The organism is Pseudomonas sp. B6002 (genome assembly GCF_013385985.1).
Taxonomy (GTDB): domain Bacteria; phylum Pseudomonadota; class Gammaproteobacteria; order Pseudomonadales; family Pseudomonadaceae; genus Aquipseudomonas.
In genome coordinates this window covers 60,224-79,393 of the sequence record NZ_JACAOY010000023.1, presented here as the reverse complement: position 1 = coordinate 79,393, position 19,170 = coordinate 60,224, and the positions used below count along the sequence as shown (strand labels likewise).

Below are 19,170 nucleotides of genomic sequence, written 5' to 3'. Positions count from 1 at the left end.
GAAACGCTCTGTTGGCGCGTTGTCCCAGCATTGCCCCTGCGGCTCATGCTTTGTTATCCCATGCTCCAGCAGCGCGGACTGAAAGAGCTGACTGGTGTATTGGGCGGATTCAACCGGTCGTCGCCATCAAAGGCTATTTTCAGCAAGTCAGTGCCTCGGTGGCTTCGGGTTCGAATCTTAATGTTTTTCAACGGCTCCGGTGACACTCTGCTCGATTACATTGTGGATAGCCTATCTGGGGAACTCATTCTATTTAGCGGAGGCTGCATACAACAACGCTGACTTTCAGCTAGACCAAGTAAACCGGGAAATCGCCACGATCAATCAGATTTTTGGGGTTATGGATGGTGCCGCGTTGTTGAGCAGATTTGAAATTGAGGCCAAAGTCATTCTGGATAGCGCTCAACCTAGATGACCACTTCTGGATATCAACAGCATTAGCAGCCTGACGTCCCGACGGGCACAACTGACCAGCTCCAGCAGCACCTGCATAAAAGGATTTGTCGTGAATTTTTATCAAAGCACCAAAAAATCATCACCCCAGCCCCCATCTGGGGCCGAGTACCCCTGCATCGTTTTTGTAAAAATTGATTGGGATGACTTCAACTATAAGACTCAGTTCCGTCTTTTCTTTTTTGAGGATCCCGCCTGCGATCCCACGAGGTGGGGCGATACCAAGATTCTTCATCAAGGTAACCCGGTGACAAAGGTGCCCGCCCATTTTACTGAACTGGACGAAACCTACGTTTCCTTGGGCCAAAATCTGGATTTCTACGAGAACGCCCGCAGAAACATTGGAGCAAAGCTTGGACGAGCGGCACTTGAAGCTATCAACGACGTGGTCCTGACGCCGAAGCTTCAGGATGCTGTAGAAACTACTACTGGGTTCAGGAATTCTCTCGTCCGCTACAACGAAGCCAAGATGGCGTTGCGTTATGGTTTGGGCTCATTTCAAGGGACGGCACGCTCTAAGAAGTATGAATATGCCTTTAAGTATGACGCGCGAATTCCAGGGGCCGATGTTCCCGTCACCGTATCCTTTCCACTAGACAGTAAAGATCCGATACCCGGAAGACTGGTTGCTATTATTGGCCGTAACGGAGTCGGCAAGACCCAGTTTCTTGCTCGTTTAGCCATTGATCTTGCAACGCCTGTAAGGCTCTCGCGCGCGAGTGCTCGCCAGATTGAAGATGCCTTTCGGCCTCAGAGGCCTCTGTTTTCACGAGTGATCGCGTTATCGTTTTCGGCCTTCGATAAATTCATCAGACCCCAGAAAAAGAACATCAGCTACATCTATTGTGGCGTTCTTGATGATGGTGGAAAGCTCTCGCGCACCGCTTTGGAAGCCAGACATATTGAATTCTTGAAGCGCATCCAAGAACTGGACAGGGAAGATATGTGGGAAAAACAGATCGCGCTCATTTCTAATGTCAGCAAAAGAGAGGTTTCCATCGGACGCTATATCAAATCAATCGACGACGGGTCGATCCCTGCGATGAGTTCGGGACAATCGATACTGATCTACTTCGTATCAGCAGCGCTCGCGTATATGAAAGAGGATTCGCTGATTCTATTCGATGAGCCTGAGATCCATCTTCATCCCGCAGCAGTATCAATGCTGATGCGTATTCTTCATTTTCTACTTGAAGAATATGATTCATATGCCATCGTCGCGACCCATTCACCGGTTGTGATTCAAGAGGTCCCGGGGAGTCGCGTCGTGCGATTCGAACGATCCGAATATGTCACCTCTGCCTATCCTCTGGAACAGGAGTCGTTTGGAGAAAATCTGTCTGAGCTCACCAAAATGGTGTTCGAGACTGTTGAAACCCCAAGCTTTTACAAACAGACATTTCGAGAACTCATTGACGAATTTACCGTGGGTGAAATCGCCGAAATGTTCGACGGGCAATTGAGCCTGCACGCTAGTGCGTATCTGGCGTCCTTGGCAGGGCGTGGCGATGCATAATCTTGAATTCCCGGCTTGCCAGCCTGAAGAGCAATTGCGAAGCATCATCGATCGTAAGCGAGGTAATACCAAGATTGCCTTGGATGAGGCGTTGACGAGAGTTCTGCAACGGTATGACCTTCTTCAGGAACATTTCGACAATCAGACGCTGACGACGTTGGGGGCTGAGGCTTGGGAGGACGAACACACTGCAGCGCTTCTGCACTGCTATGCAGTTGAGGTGGATGCTCTATCTGAACTCAAGCGGCTTATACGTGGGAATCAGCCACTACCGCTTAGGAAAATATGCCCATATTGTGGTATTGGATCTCCTGGCCAGTTTGATCACTATCTGCCCAAGGCTCGTTTTCCGGAGTTTTCAGTTCACGCTTACAACCTCGTCCCGTGTTGCGGACAATGCAACGCGATTAAAGGCGAGACGTGGCTGGTCAACGGTGCACGGGCATTTATAAACTTCTACGCCGATGCTTTGCCAACCTCAGCCATCGTATGTCCTGAGGTTGACTGGCTAGATGTTGCGGGAACTGCAGTTCCAAATATGACCTTTAGCTTGGTGTGCCCTGACGACTTTGACGCACATCGTTTTGCGCTCATTGAGCAACATTTCGATCGTCTCAACCTTCTTGAACGCTATCGCGAAGAAGCACCCTCCGAGTTTTACGACCTCAGGATCAGTGCGAGAGCCCGCAAGGCAACGACGACATACGACCTCAGGGTTTTTTTGCAGGGCTGGATCGACCAGCATACCGAGGGCAGGGGCCCGGTGAACTGGAAGCTTGCTTTGTACCAGGAGCTCGTCAATCAAGATCGATTTCTACATGATTGCCTGACGTGAGGCCGAATCGAAATCCCGTTGCATCACCAAGTCAGTGATGAAACTGCTCAGCATCTTCCTCGATACGATAGAGCGAGCTTCTGAGGTGAGCCTGATTCGGACTATTGCCTACAAGGCAAATGATCGCCTCTGGCCGAGAGCTGCCCCTTGGTCGATCGCTGTCTGCCGCTAACGGGCCAACGCGAGTACCTTTTCGGTCAGCGGGATACCAGCTGGAATACCAGTGCGCCGGGAACTCAGAAAAACTATTGTGAACCTCACAATTGCAGGAATCCCCTGATTCCGCCGGATTTCAGGCACAAAAAAGACGTCCGTGGACGTCTTTAGATGATGAAGTGGTGGAGCCGGGGGGATTTGAACCCCCGTCCGCCAGTACTCCGCTGTCGGTACTACATGCGTAGCCGTTTCTATTAAGTTAACCCTCAGCGACCCGAAGGGCAGGGTGCTTTGGGCGAGTTGTGTAAGTTTTAGCCGCTTCGTCCACAACGTACTGCACGGCGATTCTGTTCTATATGACAATCACTTTGGGTTTACAGACATCCCCTGGTGATTGCTGGACCCGAAGGTACCAGAAGCTCAGGGCTAAGGCTGCTTACGCAGCGAGAGCGAATTCCTGGCCGTAGTTTTCGTCATTGGCAACTATAAGAAGTTGCAACAGTGGATTTACGAGTTCTGTTACCAACTCGGCATGCACCTAAAGTTTCGCAACCGGCGTCGAATCCTAAACGGCCCCGTGCTTGTAACTCGTTGTTTCTTAGTGAGTGACAAGCTCGTGCAGTGTACGCCAAACGGTCACAGAAGGCCAACCCGAAGGTTGGCCTTGAGTATCCGTGGTTACTGATTGCCGCCTTTGTCGCTGTTTTGCAGGTCTTGCAGGGCCTTGGAGGTGATCTCGATGCACTTCTTGTCATCGCCGGCCGCGTGGGCCGCCTTGGCCTGGGAGACGGCGGTGTCGATTTCTCCCTTTTTGCCGCTGGTATCGGTGGCGAGCAGCGCTTGGCCGTTATTGATTTTGTCCAGGTTGATTTTGCACAGGTCGGGTTCACCGGCCGCGAAAACAGGGGAGGCCAGCATCGCAGCGGTAATGAACAAGCCAGCAAGAGCGGAACGCTTCATAGGGTATCTCCTTGCGCAAAAGGGCTCGACGCTGCTGGCGTTCAACGGCTGCCAGCGACATCACGGATGGGCCTCGTTCGTCGAGGCCTATGCAGATGACTGCGCCGGCGCGCAAGGGTTCTGTTTTTTTGCAGGATCAGTGGGCGCGGGCCTGGGTGACCCGGTCCACGAGGTACACCAGCCCGTGGTAATCGATGCCGCCGTGCTGGCTCAGGCCGATCTCGCAGGTGCGGCTGGTGGAGATGCCTTCAGTGCAATATTGCACGGCGTCCTTGAGCGAGCGCAGCGAGTGGGCGTTGAGCTCCGGCGTGGTAAAGCCTTTGTCGCCGGCGAAGCCGCAGCAGTGGATACCTTCCGGAACCACCACGGTTTTGGCGCAGCGCCGCGCCAGGTCAATCAAGGCCTGGCTCTCGCCCAGGTGCTGGGTGCTGCAGGTGACGTGTACGGCGATGGGGGCTTCCTGTGGGGTGAAGTCCAGGCGATTCATCAAATGGGTGCGGATGAAACGCACCGGGTCGTACAGGTCCAGGCGCGTTTCGCCGAGGTCCTGCACCAGCCGCAGGGTGCAGGGGCTGGTGTCGCAGTAGATCGGGTCAAGACCGCCACGGCTGGCATGGAGCAGGGCGGCGATCAGTTCCTGGCGTTTGTGCTCGGCCTGTTCGGCGTAGCCTTTGGATGCAAAGGGCTGACCGCAGCAGAGGCTGTCCTGATTGTCAGGAAATACGACTTGGTAACCGGCTTTTTCCAGCAGGCCTCGGGTTTTGTCGTACAGCGACGTCTGTTCCTTGTCGTCGGCTGAAGGGCCCATCGCCCGTGAGACGCAGGCCGCCAGGTACACCACGCGCGGTCGTTCGTCGACGACGGCCGGGCTGAAGCGGATGGCTTTTTCCGGTTGCGGCATGGCATTGGTCCACTGCGGGATCTGCCCTTTGAACAACTGGGTGATTTTTGCCGACAGCTTCGCCAGGCGCGGGGCCCCCAGCAGCATGCGGGCGCCATTGGCGACGTGCAGGGTAAAGCGCGCGCCTTGCAGGGCCGTCGAGAAATGGCTGGCGAGCCATTCGGCGGTTTTCGGACGATCAGCCTCTTGGGCGCGCAGCTTTTTCACCAGGTCGCCGGTATTGATGCCCACAGGGCAGCGCTGGGCGCACAGGCCGGTGGCGGCGCAAGTGTCGATGCCTTGATAGTGGTAGGCCGCTTCCAGCTCGGTGGTGTCGATGCCCGCACGTTTTTTAGCTTGGATGTCGCGCCAGATCACGATGCGTTGGCGTGGGCTCAGCGTCAGACCCTTGGACGGGCACACCGGCTCGCAAAAACCACACTCGATGCACTTATCCACAAGCTCATCAGCGGCAGGCAAGGGTTTGAGGTGCTTGAGGTGGATCTGCGGGTCTTCGCTGAGCACCACGTCGGGGTTGAGGATGCCGTTGGGATCGAGCAGGCGTTTGAGTTGCCACATCAGTTGATAGGCTTCGCTGCCCCATTCCAGTTCGACAAAGGGCGCCATGTTGCGGCCGGTGCCGTGCTCGGCTTTCAGCGAGCCGCCAAACTCCACGGCTACCAACTGTGCAACGTCGTCCATGAACGCTTGATAGCGTGCGACTTCTTCGCTGCTGTTGAAGCCTTGGGTGAACACAAAGTGCAGATTGCCTTCCAGGGCGTGTCCGAAAAGGATGGCTTCGTCGTAGTGGTGTTTGTCGAATAGCTCGATCAAACGGTTTACGCCAATGGCCAGTTGTTCGACCGGAAAGGTCACGTCCTCGATGATCACCGTTGTGCCGGTTTTGCGCACGGCGCCGACGGCGGGGAAGGTGTCTTTGCGGATGGCCCACAAGCGGGCGTTTTCCACGGGGTCTTCGGTGAAGTCGACCTGTTTTTCCACAGGGAAAGCGGCCAGGGACGCCATGATCAGGCCGAGTTGTTCCTGCAGTAATGAAGACGATGCGGCGCGGGATTCAATCAATAGCGCGCAGGCATGTTCCGACAGGTGCTGTACGAAGTCGGGCATGCCCGGTTTGTTCTGCACCGAGCGCAGGCTGCGTCGGTCCAGCAGTTCGACGGCCGAGACCGGCTGGGTCTTCAGCGCGGTCACAGCGTTGCAGCACGTTTCGACATCCGGGAACACAATCAGCGCCGAGGCTTTATTCGGGTGGTCGATCACGGTGTCGTAGGTCACCGCGCTGATAAAGCCCAGGGTGCCCTCGGAACCCACCAGCAGGTGGCTCAGGATATCCAGCGGTTCATCGAAATCCACCAGGGCGTTGAGTGACAAGCCGGTGGTGTTTTTCAGACGGTATTTGTGGCGGATTCTTGCCGCCAGCTCAGTGTTGGCCCGCGTCTCACGACCGAGTGCAGCCAGGCGTTCCAGCAATGGGCCGTGTTGCTTTCTAAACGCGGTAACGCTGGCGGCATCTTCGGTATCCAGGCGGCTGCCGTCGGCCAATACCAGGCGAATACCTGCGAGTGTGTGGTAGGTATTCTGTGCGGTACCGCAACACATGCCGCTGGCATTGTTGGCAACGATGCCGCCGATCTTACAGGCGTTAATCGAGGCAGGATCGGGCCCGATCTTGCGGCCGAACGGCGCCAGCCAGGCGTTGGCCTGGGCGCCGATCACACCGGGTTGCAGGCGGATCTGCGTGCCTTGCCCGCGAATCTCGCGGCCGTTCCAGTTGTCGCCGAGCACCAGCAGGACCGAGTCGCTGATGGCCTGCCCGGACAAGCTGGTGCCGGCGGCACGGAAGGTCACGGGTACACGATCGCGCTGGGCCAGTTGCAACAGCGCTACCACTTCGTCTTCCGACTCCACGCGGATAACCAGCTGTGGGATCAGTCGGTAAAAGCTCGCGTCGGTGCCGAAGGCGAGGGTGGAAAGGGGATCGTCGAAGCGTCGATCTTTCGGGATCAGTTGTGCGACGTCGCTCAGAAAAGCAGCAGGCAGGCTCATCGGTCCTCCAGAAATAGCAGACGCCGGACGCAGTGTCCGGCGTCGATTCTTACCCTGTGACGTGCAGGTCTCAGTGCACCAGCATACCGGTGAACCAGTAGGCCTGGGCCAGGGTGATCAGCCCGACGATGGTGGCGAAAAACAGACTGTGCTTGAGGGTGAAGCGGAACAGGTCGGATTCCTTGCCCACCAGCCCGGTTGCCGCACAGGCCACGGCGATCGATTGCGGCGAGATCATCTTGCCGGTCACGCCACCGCTGGTGTTCGCCGCGACCAGCAAGGTGTCGTTGACACCGATCTGATGTGCGGTGGTGGCTTGCAGCGAACTGAACAGGGCGTTGGATGATGTATCAGAGCCTGTCAGGAATACCCCCAACCAACCGAGGAACGGCGAGAAGAACGGGAAGGCTGCGCCGGTAGCGGCCAAGACCAATGCCATGGTCGACGACATGCCGGAGTAGTTGGTGACGAACGCGAACGCCAGCACCATACCGATGGACAGGATTGGCCAGCGCAGTTCGTAGAAGGTTTCTTTTAAAGTGGTAAGACCAGTTTTGATGTCGATCTTGAGCACTAGCATCGAGACCAGAGCGGAGAAGAAAATCGCAGTGCCGGTCGCAGAAATCGGGTCCAGCTTGAACACTGCAGGAATGGCGGTCGGGTTGGTCACGATGGGCGCGACTTTGATCACCAGCTGATCAAGGTGCGGGATTGCGAAGTTGAACACCCAGCTGTACATCGAGCCGCCAGCAGCGAACATCGCCTTGAAGGGCTTGAGGGTCCAGATAGTGACGAGCACCGTGAGGATCAGGAACGGCGACCAGGCCTTGAAAATCTGCCCCAGGCTGTAGGGCGATGCGATTGTGCTGCGCGGCTGGCCGAAGCCTCCGACGCTGGCGGTAATCGCGGCGCTGGAGGTGGCGCCTGCGATCTGCGCGCCGGCCGTGCGCTTGGGTTGCCAGACTTTCAGGAACAGGGTCAGGGCGATCAGGCTGGCGAGGGCGGATGTGATGTCCGGCAGTTCCGGGCCGATGAAATTGGACGTGAAGTATTGGGTGACGGCAAAGCTCAAGCCCGCAACCAGTGCGGCCGGCCAGGTTTCGCGAACGCCGCGCAAGCCGTCCATCATGAACACCAGCCAGAACGGCACGAACAGGGACAGCAGGGGCAGTTGGCGGCCGGTCATGGCGCCGATCTTGAACGCGTCAATGCCAGTGACTTGGCCGGCCACGATAATTGGAATGCCCAGGGCGCCGAAGGCTACCGGCGCGGTGTTGGCGATCAGGCACAGGCCTGCGGCGTACAGCGGGTTGAAACCCAGGCCCACCAATAATGCGGCAGTGATCGCCACCGGCGCGCCGAAACCGGCAGCCCCTTCCAGAAAGGCGCCGAAGCAGAAACCGATCAGCAGAACCTGCAGGCGTTGGTCGTCGGTGATCGACAGGACCGAGCTGCGGATGATCTCAAACTGGCCGCTCTTGACGGTGAGTTTGTACAAGAAGACTGCTGCGACGATGATCCACGCAATCGGCCAAAGGCCGTAGGCAAAGCCGTAGCCCGCGGCGGCCAGCGCCATGTCCACGGGCATCTGGAAGGCGAAGATCGCCACCAGGATCGATAACGCCAACGTGATGCTGCCAGCCACATGGCCTTTGAGGCGAAATACGGCCAGCGCCAGGAAGAAGAACACGATCGGAATAACGGCGGCCAATGCGGACAGGCCGAGGCTGCCGAGTGGGCTGTAGAGCTGTTGCCAGGTTTGCATAGGGGATGGCCCTGATTGTTGTTGTTTGGTCAGCTTGGATAATTGGTAATACCAGTTTACAGTCGCTGTTGGCTAGAGTAAAAGCCTTGCCAGGGGTGTGTCAATTTGCCGCCCGCGAAACTTTGGTCGTAGGCGCGTGGAGATAGGGTTCTGATCGGGTCAATCGAAGGCGTTCTGATAGGTGCTGCGAGCGCGGCGATAGGCCAGAATAGAGGCCCTGGCGAGTGGTCGGGGTTGTGGAGAGTGAGTTATGGGGTTTGATCAGGTGCGTTCGCGCCGTTTGTCTGACGATATTGTCGAGCAGCTTGAGGGCATGATCCTTGAGGGCACGCTGAAGTCGGGCGAGCGCTTGCCGGCTGAACGCGCGTTGGCGGAGCAGTTTGGCGTGTCGCGCCCATCGCTGCGGGAGGCGATTCAGAAACTGGCGGCCAAGGGGTTGTTGGTGAGTCGGCAGGGTGGCGGCAACTATGTGGCTGAGTCCTTGGGCTCAACCTTCAGCGACCCGCTGTTGCACCTGCTGGAAAACAACCCCGAGGCGCAGCGTGATCTGCTGGAATTTCGTCAGACGCTTGAGGCGTCCTGTGCCTACTACGCCGCGCTGCGTGCCACTGAAGTTGACCGTGAGCGGCTGACCACTGCATTCGAAGCCTTGCAGGATTGCTACACGCGCGCCGATGAGGTGAGTCGGGCGGAAGAGGGCGCGGCCGACGCAAGGTTCCACCTGGCGATTGCCGAGGCCAGCCACAACGCGGTGTTGTTGCACACCATTCGCGGCTTGTTCGATCTGCTCAAGCGAAACGTGGTGACCAACATCGGCGGCATGTACCAGCAGCGTACGGAAACCCGCGATATGCTGATCAATCAGCATCGGGATTTGTACCTGGCGATTATCGAAGGACGGGCCGAGCAGGCGCGGGAGGTCTCAACACGTCACCTGCTGTATGTGCAGGAAGTGTTGGAAGAAGTGCGTCAGGAAGTGCAGCGAGTAGCACGAGCGGAGCGTCGCAAGGGCCTGTAGCCTGGGACGCTTCCCCAAGGCTACAGCGTTGCAGGAATTACTCTTCCTTGCCCTTGTTGCGCACGGCGCGATGCAATTCACGGTTGGAATCGCGTTCGCGCTCGGTGTCGCGCTTGTCGTACTCTTTCTTGCCCTTGCCCAGAGCGATCTCGCATTTGACGAGATGCTTGCTCCAGTACCAGGACAGGCAGACGCACGCGTAGCCTTTTTGCTGCACTGACGCTGCGAGCTTTTCCAGTTCGCGGGCGTTGAGCAGCAGCTTGCGTGTGCGCACCGGGTCGGCAATCACGTGAGTGCTCGCGGTGGTCAGCGGGGTGATATGACTGCCGAGCAGCCATGCCTCGCCATCCTTGAGCAGCACATAGCTGTCGACCAGCTGCAGCTTGTTGGCACGCAGACTCTTTACTTCCCAGCCGGCCAGGACCAGACCAGCCTCGAAACGATGTTCGATGAAGTAATCGTGTCGCGCTTTTTTATTTTGCGCGATGGTCCCTGTGGGGTGTTTCTTTTGTTTAGCCATAGGGGCGGCATTATAGGGAGTTGCGAGCGTGTCGGCTACGGTCAACCTGCGTGCTTGAGCGTGTTGGACGAATCCCGGACAATGCGGGCAATTCTTTGGTTTTTTTCTCTCGCGGATCGGGCTGTTTTTTCGCGATGTTTGCCTCAGCAGTGGAAATAACGCTCACATGACGACGCACATTCAACGCTCGGCCTTGCTGCCTTATCCGGCACAAGCGCTCTATGACCTGGTCAACGACGTGGCGCGTTACCCGGAATTCTTGCCGTGGTGCTCTGCCGCCGAGGTGCTGGAAAGCAGCGATGAGCATATGGTTGCCAGTGTCGGGGTGGCGAAGGGCGGCCTTAGCCAGCATTTTGTTACGCGCAATGTGCTGGTGCCGGGCAAGTCCATCGAAATGAACCTGCAGGAAGGGCCATTCACCCAGCTGCATGGGGTGTGGGTGTTCAAGGCATTGACGGACAAGGCCTGCAAGATCAGTCTGGACCTGTCCTTTGATTACGCGGGCCCCATTGTGCGTGCGACGTTGGGGCCATTGTTCAATCAAGCGGCCAATACGTTGGTGGATGCATTCTGCCAGCGGGCCAAGCAACTGCATGGTTGAGATTGAAGTGGTGTATGCCGCCGAAGACCGTCAGGTGCTGGTCGCGGTTGCGGTTGCATCGGGTACCAGCTTGAGAGCGGCAGTATTGGCGTCGGGTATCGCCCGGGAGTTTCCTGGCGTGGAACTGGCGGATTGTCCGCTTGGGATTTTCGGCAAGGTGGTAGCCGACCCGGATGCGCAAACGGTGATGGCGGGCGACCGCATCGAGATTTATCGGCCTTTGCTGGCTGATCCTAAAGAAGTGCGACGGCTGCGCGCGGCCAAGGCGGCATTGGCCAAGCGGCAGAATACTTAGTTGAACCAAACGACAGACAACAAAAAGCCCGGCATGCCGGGCTTTTTGTTGAGCGCCGCTTTATTACTGCGGGCTGGCGTCCAGAGGTTCTGGCGTCGGGACTGGAACGGTTTTCACGCCGTCGACGTCCTTTTGGATCTGGTCGAGCAAGGAGCCCGGCTTGGCCGGCACTTCGGATTTCGGTTTTTCCGCTTCCTGTGCAGGGGCGGTCACGTTCGTACCGTTGTCCTTGCCAAGCAAGGCTTCATCGCGGCTCACGCCGGGCATGAAGTCGCCGGACAGGCTGACAAGCTGGTCATTGCCATTAAAAATGACACTGACACGCTCCTGTTGGCGTTCACCGCCACCTGGTTGAATGCTGTAGAGATAATCCCAGCGATCGGCATGGAAAGTGTCGGTCAGCAGGGGGTTACCCATGATAAACCGTACTTGCCGTCGGGTCATTCCCGGGCGTAACTGGTCTATCATATCCTGCGTGACGACATTGCCCTGCTGGATGTCGATTTTGTAAACCCCGGGGAATGAACAACCGGCGAGTGCGAGCAGTCCCACAAAGGTGAAACTGGTTAGCAAGAGCTTGGTGTTTTGCATCGGTGGGCGACTTCCACTATCTTGGCTGGGACAACGTAAACGCCGATCATACCCGTATTAAGAGAAGCTGCGAAGCAGCATCCGCGAGAAAGCTAACCATGGTTGAAAATAGCGAACTACGCAAAGCCGGTCTCAAAGTGACTCTGCCGCGAGTCAAGATTCTACAAATGCTCGATTCTGCTGAGCAGCGCCACATGAGTGCCGAAGATGTTTACAAGGCACTGATGGAGTCTAACGAGGACGTTGGCCTGGCCACGGTTTACCGTGTGCTGACCCAGTTTGAAGCCGCAGGACTGGTGGTTCGTCATAATTTCGACGGCGGTCATGCAGTGTTCGAACTGGCTGACGGTGGTCATCACGACCACATGGTTGACCTGGATACCAACGAGGTTATCGAGTTCACCAGCCCGGAAATCGAGAAGCTCCAGCACCAAATTGCTGAGGAGCATGGATTCGATTTGGTGGACCACAACCTGGTGCTGTACATCCGTAAGAAAAAGTAAAAAAGATGCAGATTTGCTCTGCGCAATGATCGAAGGCGACCCAGAGGTCGCCTTCGTGCTTTCTATAGAAGAGAGGAAAATGCCAGTTTAAGCCTTGGCGGCCACGACCATTTTCTTCGCGTGGGCCAGGGACTCCTTGGTCAGGTCGATACCCCCAAGCATTCGTGCCACTTCTTCCACGCGTTCCGACTTGTTCAGCTTCGACACGGCGGTGTGCGTCGCGTCGCTTCCCCGTAATTTATGCACAAACAGATGTTGATGCCCTTGGGCGGCCACTTGCGGCAAGTGCGTTACCGTGAGCACCTGGCCGCGATCACCCAGGCGACGCAACAACTGGCCAACAATCTCTGCCGTCGGCCCACCGATACCCACGTCCACTTCATCGAACACCAGTGTGGGGACGCGTGAGGTCTGGGCGGTAATCACCTGAATCGCCAGGCTGATACGCGACAGCTCACCGCCAGAGGCGACTTTTGCCAATGCCTTGAGCGGTTGCCCAGGGTTGGCGCTGACCAGCAGCTCAACTTGCTCCAGGCCATGAGGTTGCAGTTCGCTGCTGGCGTTGGCGCGCAGTTCAATGGTGAACCGCCCGCCCGGCATGCCCAGTCGCTGGATCTCCGCTTCCACTGCGCTGGCCAGGCTGTTAGCCGCCTGCTGGCGCAGGTCGCTCAGTTCGCGGGCTTTTTCTTGATAGTGGCGTGCAAAGGAGGCGAGCTCTTCGCCCAGTCGTTCGATGGACTCATCGTTAGCGTTGAGGGTCTCGATTTCATCCAGCAGTTTCTGCTGCATGGCTGCGACTTCGGTGGGCTGGATTCGATGTTTGCGCGCCAGGGTATAGATGGTGTCCAGGCGCTCTTCGATTTCCTGCAATCGCGCAGGGTCAGCGTCGAAGTGGTCCAGGAAGCGGTTGAGTTCGCCCACGGCTTCCTCGACCTGGATCTGTGCGCTGGTCAGCAACGTGGTGGCTTCGCTCAGGGAGCCGGACGCGCTGTTGACGCTGGACAGGCGGTTGAGGCTGGCGGTCAGCGCATTGAGCACGTTGCCGGAATCACTCTCGCTGCACTGTTCCACGACCTGGCGGCAAATACCTAGCAGGGTTTCAGCGTTGGTCAGGTTTTTGTGTTCCTGTTCCAGCTGTTCAAGTTCGGTCTCGCCAAGCCCCAGGCTTTCGAGCTCTTCAAGCTGATAACTCAGTAGTTGGTGCCGGGCGCGTTGCTCGTCTCCGGAATTGGAAAGGCGCTCCAGTTCCTGGCGAGTCTGGCGCCAACGTTGTGCAGCAAGTTGCACTTGCCGGGCAAGGTCGGTGGCGCCCGCGTACTCGTCGAGTAGTCGGCGATGCGTATCGGTCTTTAGTAGGGATTGGTGTTCGTGCTGGCTGTGAATATCGATCAGCAGCTCACCCAGGGATTTCAAGTCGCCCAGGGGGCAGGGCGTGCCATTGATGTAGCCGCGAGAGCGCCCTTCAGCGGTGATGACCCGGCGCAGGATGCAAGGGCCTTCGATATTCAGGTCGCGTTCTGCCAGCCAGGCTTCTGCCTCGGGAATGTCCGCCAGGTCAAACGTGGCCAGGATATCGGCTTTGTCGGCGCCAGGGCGCACAACGCCGCTGTCGGCGCGGTCGCCGAGGGTAAGGCCCAGGGCATCGAGCATGATCGACTTGCCGGCGCCGGTCTCGCCTGTGATTACGCTCATCCCGCGATCCAGTTCGAGATCCAGGTGTTCAACGATGGCGTAGTTATGTACAGACAGGTGCACGAGCATGAAGACCGCTCCCAGGTGTTAGGTCTGGTTATTTATACAGTGTTTTGTTCGGGGCTGACAATCCTGATGCTTAGCTCGATTTGCTTGAGTGGCCTGGTTTTTTAGTGCGACGAGGAATGACAGCGCGGGAATTGATCCAGAGCACCTGAAAGACTTTTGGTAACGCCTGCACCCTTGAACCTGGAAATTGTGGCCCCATATACCGGAACAGAAGCGCGAGTCGAGTTCGCGCATGATTTTGAAAGGAGAAAACTATGGCTGACGAACAGACGCAGGATACGCAAACTCCAGACGCCAATTCGGCTGTCGGCGATGAGCTGGCAACCCGCGTGCAAGTGCTTGAAGAGCAATTGGCCGCTGCGCAGGATCAGTCTTTGCGTGTTGCCGCTGATCTGCAGAACGTCCGCCGCCGTGCCGAGCAGGATGTAGAAAAGGCTCACAAGTTCGCGCTGGAAAAATTCGCCAATGACTTGCTGCCGATCATCGACAGCCTGGAGCGTGGCCTTGAATTGTCCAACCCTGACGACGAAAACATCCGTCCGATGCGCGAAGGGATCGAACTGACCCTGAAAATGTTCCAGGACACCCTGAAGCGTTATCAGCTGGAAGCGATCGATCCACAAGGCGGCGAGCCGTTCAACGCTGAGCATCACCAGGCCATGGCCATGCAGGAAAGCCATGACCTGGAGCCGAACAGCGTGCTCAAAACGTTCCAGAAGGGTTACCTGCTCAATGGTCGCTTGCTGCGCCCGGCGATGGTTGTAGTGAGCAAGGCTCCTGCACCGGTTTCGCCTTCTATTGATGAGCAGGCTTGAAATACGCCGCAAGGCCCCCATCTATAAGTCAAGCGTTTAAGTGCTACCGCAGTTAGCCACCACTGCTGCGGCAACCAAATTCAAGTTTCGGGAGAGTAAATAATGGGCAAAATTATCGGTATCGACCTGGGGACCACCAACTCCTGCGTCTCCGTCATGGAAAACGGCAAAGCCAAAGTTATCGAAAACGCCGAAGGCGCGCGTACTACGCCGTCGATCATTGCTTACGCAAATGACGGCGAGATCCTGGTTGGTCAGTCGGCCAAGCGCCAGGCTGTGACCAACCCGCACAACACCCTGTACGCGGTAAAACGTCTGATCGGCCGTAAGTTCGACGAAGAAGTCGTACAGAAAGACATCAAGATGGTGCCTTACAAAATCGCCAAGGCTGACAACGGTGACGCTTGGGTTGAAGTCAATGGCAACAAGATGTCTGCTCCGCAGATCTCGGCTGAAGTCTTGAAAAAGATGAAGAAGACGGCTGAAGACTACCTCGGTGAAACAGTGACCGAAGCGGTGATCACCGTTCCGGCCTACTTCAACGACAGCCAGCGCCAGGCGACCAAAGACGCCGGCCGCATCGCGGGCCTGGACGTAAAACGTATCATCAACGAACCCACCGCAGCTGCTCTGGCTTACGGTATGGACAAGGCCAAAGGCGACCACACTGTGATCGTTTATGACCTGGGTGGCGGTACGTTCGACGTGTCGGTCATCGAGATCGCTGAAGTTGACGGCGAGCACCAGTTCGAAGTGTTGGCCACCAACGGTGACACCTTCCTGGGTGGTGAAGACTTTGACATTCGTCTGATCGACTACCTCGTTGACGAATTCAAGAAAGAAAGCGGCATGAACCTCAAGGGTGATCCGCTGGCCATGCAGCGTCTGAAAGAAGCTGCCGAGAAGGCCAAGATCGAGCTGTCCTCGAGCATGTCGACCGACGTGAACCTGCCGTACATCACTGCAGATGCCACCGGTCCTAAGCACTTGAACGTGAAGATCTCTCGCGCCAAGTTGGAAGCACTGGTTGAAGACCTGGTTCAGCGCACCATCGAACCTTGCCGCATCGCGCTGAAAGACGCCGGTATCGACGTTGGTTCCATCAACGACGTGATTCTGGTGGGCGGTCAGACCCGTATGCCACTGGTACAGCAGAAAGTGACCGAGTTCTTCGGCAAGGAAGCACGTAAAGACGTGAACCCGGACGAAGCGGTTGCCATGGGTGCTGCCATCCAGGGCGCGGTATTGGCCGGTGACGTAAAAGACGTGCTGCTGCTGGACGTGAGCCCGCTGACCCTGGGTATCGAAACCATGGGTGGCGTAATGACTGCGCTGATCGAGAAAAACACCACGATTCCTACCAAGAAATCGCAAGTGTTCTCGACTGCCGACGACAACCAGGGCGCTGTGACCATTCACGTGCTGCAAGGTGAGCGTAAGCAGGCTGCTCAGAACAAGTCCCTGGGCAAGTTCGACCTGGCCGAGATTCCACCAGCGCCACGTGGTGTGCCACAGATCGAAGTGACCTTCGACATCGACGCCAACGGCATCCTGCACGTAGGTGCCAAGGACAAGGCCACTGGCAAAGAGCAGAAGATCACCATCAAGGCCAACTCCGGTCTGTCTGATGAAGAAATTCAACAGATGATTCGTGATGCTGAAGCCAACGCCGATGCAGACGCCAAGTTCGCAGAGCTGGCCGGTGCACGTAACCAAGGTGATGCCCTGGTTCACTCGACGCGCAAAATGGTCGCTGATGCTGGCGACAAAGTGACTGCCGAAGAGAAGACCGCGATCGAAGCTGCCGTGGTTGCCCTGGAAGCCGCTATCAAAGGCGACGACAAGGCTGCCATCGAAGCCAAGGTTGAGGAACTGTCGAAAGTCTCCGCGCCAGTCGCTCAGAAGATGTACGCCGAGCAAGGCCAGCCGGCAGAAGGCGCTGCACAGCACGCAGAACCTGAAGCCAAGCACGACGACGTTGTCGATGCCGAGTTCGAAGAAGTCAAAGACCAGAAGTAAGTTGGTCGCCCGGTTGACCGCTATCAAGCGGTGACTGGTAGGATGTCGCCGCGCGGGAGCTTGCTCCCGCGTTGGCGTGTCTGGGGTATGCGAATTTTTACAGCATGCGACAACGTGCGGATGCTGGCGGTGTGATCGGGAATGCTCCTGCTTTCCGAGCAGTAAATACCGCACTTTTGGCCGGGTCCCTGGCTAAAAAGTAGTAATGACCAGGATCGTTGAATTGACGTGAGTTGGGTCCGGGCCTGTATTGGGGCTCAACGAGTTTGGCAAGGCTCAGGAGGGTCTGGCTGAACGTCCTTAAGAGTGCAAAGACTTATGGCAAAGCGTGACTATTACGAAGTGTTGGGTGTGGAGCGCGGCTCCAGCGAGGCGGACCTGAAGAAGGCTTACCGTCGCCTGGCGATGAAGCACCACCCGGACCGTAATCCGGACAGCAAAGAATCCGAAGAAATGTTCAAAGAGGCCAATGAGGCCTACGAATGCCTGTCTGATCCCAACAAGCGTGCGGCCTACGATCAGTATGGCCACGCCGGTGTCGACCCGAGCATGGGTGGCGGCGGTGCCGGTTTTGGTGGTCAGAACTTCTCCGATATTTTCGGCGACGTATTCAGCGACTTTTTCGGTGGTGGCCGGGGTGGTCAGCGTGGCGGTGCCCAGCGTGGCAGCGACTTGCGCTACACTCTGGAACTCAACCTGGAAGAAGCCGTGCGCGGCACCAGCGTCAATATCCGTGTGCCGACACTGATCAACTGCAAGCCGTGTGATGGCTCGGGTGCCAAGAAGGGCTCGTCGCCGATCACCTGCCCTACGTGTGGCGGTATCGGCCAGGTGCGCATGCAGCAGGGCTTCTTCTCGGTGCAGCAGACCTGCCCGCGTTGCCATGGCCAAGGCAAGATCATTTCCGATCCGTGCGATTCCTGCCACGGCGAAGGCCGCGTAGAAGAGTACAAGACGCTGTCGGTGAAAGTGCCTGCGGGCGTGGATACCGGTGACCGCATTCGCCTGTCGGGTGAAGGCGAGGCGGGCACCCAGGGTGGCCCGACGGGCGACCTGTATGTGGTGATCAATGTGCGCGAGCACTCGATCTTCCAGCGCGATGGCAAGCACCTGTTCTGCGAAGTGCCGATCAGCTTTGTCGATGCGGCCCTGGGTGGCGAGCTGGAGATTCCGACGCTGGATGGTCGGGTCAAGCTCAAGATTCCGGAAGGCACCCAGACCGGCAAGCAGTTCCGCATTCGTGGTAAAGGCGTTGCGCCGGTGCGGGGTGGCGGTGCTGGTGACCTGATGTGCCGCGTGGCGGTAGAAACGCCGGTCAACCTGAATCGTCGTCAGCGCGAACTGCTTGAAGAGTTCCGTGGTTCGATGGAGGGTGATGACTCCCACTCGCCGAAAACCGCGGGCTTTTTCGATGGCGTGAAGCGCTTCTTCGGCGACCTGTAAGGAATTGAGTATGCGACGTATAGCCGTGATGGGCGCTGCAGGGCGCATGGGCAAGACGCTGGTCGAGGCAGTGCAGCAGCGCTCGCCGGCCTCCGGGCTGACGGCGGCGATCGTTCGCCCTGGCAGCACGTTGATCGGCGCGGACGCGGGTGAGCTGGCTTCGCTGGGGCGCATCGGTGTTTCGCTGTCGGGCAACCTGGAGCAGGTGGCTGATGAGTTCGACGTGCTGATCGACTTCACTTTGCCGGAGGTGATGCTGAAAAACCTGGCGTTCTGCCGCAAGGCGGGCAAGGCCATGGTGATCGGTACTACCGGATTGACGGTTGAGCAGAAGCAGTTGCTGGTGGAGGCGGGCAAGGATATTCCTGTCGTCTTTGCGGCCAACTTCAGCGTGGGTGTGAACCTGTCGCTCAAGTTGCTGGATCTGGCAGCTCGCGTGCTGGGTGATGAGGCGGATATCGAGATCATCGAGACTCATCACCGTCACAAGATCGATGCGCCGTCGGGCACTGCGCTGCGCATGGGTGAGGCGATTGCCGATGCGTTGGGTCGCGACCTGTCAAAGGTGGCGGTGTATGGTCGTGAAGGTCATACCGGTGCGCGTGCGCGTGACACTATTGGCTTTGCGACCGTGCGCGGTGGCGATGTGGTGGGTGATCACACCGTGTTGTTCGCCACAGAAGGTGAGCGACTGGAGATCACGCACAAGGCTTCCAGTCGTATGACCTTTGCCAAGGGGGCGGTCCGTGCCGCGCTTTGGCTGGAGGGTCGCGAGCCTGGCCTGTACGACATGCGCGATGTGCTGGATCTGCACTAATCAGTAGCTAAAACGGGGCCTCAAGCTTATGCTTAGGCCCCGTTTTTACCCGCTAAGCGACGTCCTGTCGCATTCCCCTGCCTTTAAGGCTCATTAGCGGTGGACCAAAAAAGCCTTTTTCTGTAAGCTACAGCTTTAGTGTGTCCACTAAAAGC

The 19,170-nt window shown here is 57.4% G+C and carries 16 protein-coding genes and 1 other RNA gene; 10 read left to right on the top strand and 7 right to left on the bottom strand.

Annotated features, from left to right (window positions below; translation table 11 throughout):
* Positions 1 to 505 precede the first annotated feature (505 nt).
* Positions 506 to 1,969 (top strand): AAA family ATPase, encoded by a 1,464-nt coding sequence (locus tag HX792_RS30700; RefSeq protein ID WP_176998441.1) that lies wholly within the window; start codon positions 506 to 508, stop codon positions 1,967 to 1,969.
* Positions 1,962 to 2,804, top strand: coding sequence for an HNH endonuclease (locus tag HX792_RS24170; protein ID WP_176998440.1), 843 nt, complete (start codon positions 1,962 to 1,964; stop codon positions 2,802 to 2,804). Before HX792_RS30700 ends, HX792_RS24170 begins: the two co-directional genes overlap by 8 nt.
* A gap of 336 nt (positions 2,805 to 3,140) precedes the next feature.
* Here HX792_RS24170 and ssrA read toward each other — a convergent pair.
* From ssrA to HX792_RS24150, 4 genes are all read right to left on the bottom strand, one after another.
* Positions 3,141 to 3,537: a transfer-messenger RNA gene (ssrA, locus tag HX792_RS24165) on the bottom strand.
* A 101-nt stretch (positions 3,538 to 3,638) separates the two neighbouring features.
* Complete coding sequence (locus HX792_RS24160; RefSeq protein WP_176998439.1) at positions 3,639 to 3,920, bottom strand: hypothetical protein; 282 nt, start codon at positions 3,918 to 3,920, stop codon at positions 3,639 to 3,641.
* Between the two features lie 136 nt (positions 3,921 to 4,056).
* Complete coding sequence (locus tag HX792_RS24155; RefSeq protein WP_176998438.1) at positions 4,057 to 6,867, bottom strand: FAD-binding and (Fe-S)-binding domain-containing protein; 2,811 nt, start codon at positions 6,865 to 6,867, stop codon at positions 4,057 to 4,059.
* Between the two features lie 70 nt (positions 6,868 to 6,937).
* Positions 6,938 to 8,632 carry a lactate permease LctP family transporter gene (locus HX792_RS24150; protein ID WP_176998437.1) on the bottom strand — a complete coding sequence of 565 codons (1,695 nt, stop codon included), beginning with the start codon at positions 8,630 to 8,632 and terminating at the stop codon, positions 6,938 to 6,940.
* A 250-nt stretch (positions 8,633 to 8,882) separates the two neighbouring features.
* Between HX792_RS24150 and HX792_RS24145 the strand changes: the two genes are divergently transcribed.
* Positions 8,883 to 9,650, top strand: coding sequence for a GntR family transcriptional regulator (locus HX792_RS24145; RefSeq protein WP_176998436.1), 768 nt, complete (start codon positions 8,883 to 8,885; stop codon positions 9,648 to 9,650).
* A gap of 37 nt (positions 9,651 to 9,687) precedes the next feature.
* On the opposite strand, the gene smpB is transcribed toward HX792_RS24145, so the two are convergent.
* Positions 9,688 to 10,170 (bottom strand): SsrA-binding protein SmpB, encoded by a 483-nt coding sequence (gene smpB / locus HX792_RS24140; RefSeq protein ID WP_176998554.1) that lies wholly within the window; start codon positions 10,168 to 10,170, stop codon positions 9,688 to 9,690.
* Between the two features lie 166 nt (positions 10,171 to 10,336).
* Here smpB and HX792_RS24135 point away from each other — a divergent pair, with 166 nt between their 5' ends.
* Entirely contained in the window at positions 10,337 to 10,771 is a 435-nt protein-coding gene (locus tag HX792_RS24135; RefSeq protein WP_016973780.1) for a type II toxin-antitoxin system RatA family toxin, read from the top strand.
* On the top strand, positions 10,764 to 11,066 hold the full coding sequence (locus tag HX792_RS24130; RefSeq protein WP_176998435.1) for an RnfH family protein: 303 nt from the start codon (positions 10,764 to 10,766) through the stop codon (positions 11,064 to 11,066). Before HX792_RS24135 ends, HX792_RS24130 begins: the two co-directional genes overlap by 8 nt.
* 63 nt (positions 11,067 to 11,129) lie before the next feature.
* On the opposite strand, the gene HX792_RS24125 is transcribed toward HX792_RS24130, so the two are convergent.
* Positions 11,130 to 11,657 carry an outer membrane protein assembly factor BamE gene (locus HX792_RS24125; protein ID WP_176998434.1) on the bottom strand — a complete coding sequence of 176 codons (528 nt, stop codon included), beginning with the start codon at positions 11,655 to 11,657 and terminating at the stop codon, positions 11,130 to 11,132.
* A 98-nt stretch (positions 11,658 to 11,755) separates the two neighbouring features.
* On the opposite strand from HX792_RS24125, the gene fur reads away from it, so the two are divergent.
* Positions 11,756 to 12,160 (top strand): ferric iron uptake transcriptional regulator, encoded by a 405-nt coding sequence (gene fur, locus HX792_RS24120; RefSeq protein ID WP_083360362.1) that lies wholly within the window; start codon positions 11,756 to 11,758, stop codon positions 12,158 to 12,160.
* Between the two features lie 87 nt (positions 12,161 to 12,247).
* On the opposite strand, the gene recN is transcribed toward fur, so the two are convergent.
* Positions 12,248 to 13,921 carry a DNA repair protein RecN gene (gene recN, locus HX792_RS24115; RefSeq protein ID WP_176998433.1) on the bottom strand — a complete coding sequence of 558 codons (1,674 nt, stop codon included), beginning with the start codon at positions 13,919 to 13,921 and terminating at the stop codon, positions 12,248 to 12,250.
* A 254-nt stretch (positions 13,922 to 14,175) separates the two neighbouring features.
* Between recN and grpE the strand changes: the two genes are divergently transcribed.
* The 4 genes from grpE to dapB all read left to right on the top strand — a co-directional run bounded on the left by grpE (position 14,176) and on the right by dapB (position 19,015).
* Positions 14,176 to 14,736 (top strand): nucleotide exchange factor GrpE, encoded by a 561-nt coding sequence (grpE, locus tag HX792_RS24110; protein ID WP_016976812.1) that lies wholly within the window; start codon positions 14,176 to 14,178, stop codon positions 14,734 to 14,736.
* A 102-nt stretch (positions 14,737 to 14,838) separates the two neighbouring features.
* A complete protein-coding gene (dnaK, locus tag HX792_RS24105) occupies positions 14,839 to 16,755 on the top strand; it encodes a molecular chaperone DnaK (RefSeq protein ID WP_176998432.1) in 1,917 nt (638 codons plus the stop codon).
* A 318-nt stretch (positions 16,756 to 17,073) separates the two neighbouring features.
* Entirely contained in the window at positions 17,074 to 18,198 is a 1,125-nt protein-coding gene (dnaJ, locus tag HX792_RS24100) for a molecular chaperone DnaJ (RefSeq protein WP_176998431.1), read from the top strand.
* A 10-nt stretch (positions 18,199 to 18,208) separates the two neighbouring features.
* Positions 18,209 to 19,015, top strand: coding sequence for a 4-hydroxy-tetrahydrodipicolinate reductase (gene dapB, locus HX792_RS24095; RefSeq protein ID WP_176998430.1), 807 nt, complete (start codon positions 18,209 to 18,211; stop codon positions 19,013 to 19,015).
* The last annotated feature ends 155 nt before the right edge of the window (positions 19,016 to 19,170 follow it).

What these genes read in the sequence shown, in the direction of transcription:
- HX792_RS24170 (WP_176998440.1), top strand. Translation starts at nt 1,962, where the DNA reads ATGCATAATCTTGAATTCCCGGCTTGCCAGCCTGAAGAGCAATTGCGA.
- HX792_RS24160 (WP_176998439.1), bottom strand. Translation starts at nt 3,920, where the DNA reads ATGAAGCGTTCCGCTCTTGCTGGCTTGTTCATTACCGCTGCGATGCTG.
- HX792_RS24155 (WP_176998438.1), bottom strand. Translation starts at nt 6,867, where the DNA reads ATGAGCCTGCCTGCTGCTTTTCTGAGCGACGTCGCACAACTGATCCCG.
- HX792_RS24150 (WP_176998437.1), bottom strand. Translation starts at nt 8,632, where the DNA reads ATGCAAACCTGGCAACAGCTCTACAGCCCACTCGGCAGCCTCGGCCTG.
- HX792_RS24145 (WP_176998436.1), top strand. Translation starts at nt 8,883, where the DNA reads ATGGGGTTTGATCAGGTGCGTTCGCGCCGTTTGTCTGACGATATTGTC.
- smpB (WP_176998554.1), bottom strand. Translation starts at nt 10,170, where the DNA reads ATGGCTAAACAAAAGAAACACCCCACAGGGACCATCGCGCAAAATAAA.
- HX792_RS24135 (WP_016973780.1), top strand. Translation starts at nt 10,337, where the DNA reads ATGACGACGCACATTCAACGCTCGGCCTTGCTGCCTTATCCGGCACAA.
- HX792_RS24130 (WP_176998435.1), top strand. Translation starts at nt 10,764, where the DNA reads ATGGTTGAGATTGAAGTGGTGTATGCCGCCGAAGACCGTCAGGTGCTG.
- HX792_RS24125 (WP_176998434.1), bottom strand. Translation starts at nt 11,657, where the DNA reads ATGCAAAACACCAAGCTCTTGCTAACCAGTTTCACCTTTGTGGGACTG.
- fur (WP_083360362.1), top strand. Translation starts at nt 11,756, where the DNA reads ATGGTTGAAAATAGCGAACTACGCAAAGCCGGTCTCAAAGTGACTCTG.
- recN (WP_176998433.1), bottom strand. Translation starts at nt 13,921, where the DNA reads ATGCTCGTGCACCTGTCTGTACATAACTACGCCATCGTTGAACACCTG.
- grpE (WP_016976812.1), top strand. Translation starts at nt 14,176, where the DNA reads ATGGCTGACGAACAGACGCAGGATACGCAAACTCCAGACGCCAATTCG.
- dnaK (WP_176998432.1), top strand. Translation starts at nt 14,839, where the DNA reads ATGGGCAAAATTATCGGTATCGACCTGGGGACCACCAACTCCTGCGTC.
- dnaJ (WP_176998431.1), top strand. Translation starts at nt 17,074, where the DNA reads ATGGCAAAGCGTGACTATTACGAAGTGTTGGGTGTGGAGCGCGGCTCC.
- dapB (WP_176998430.1), top strand. Translation starts at nt 18,209, where the DNA reads ATGCGACGTATAGCCGTGATGGGCGCTGCAGGGCGCATGGGCAAGACG.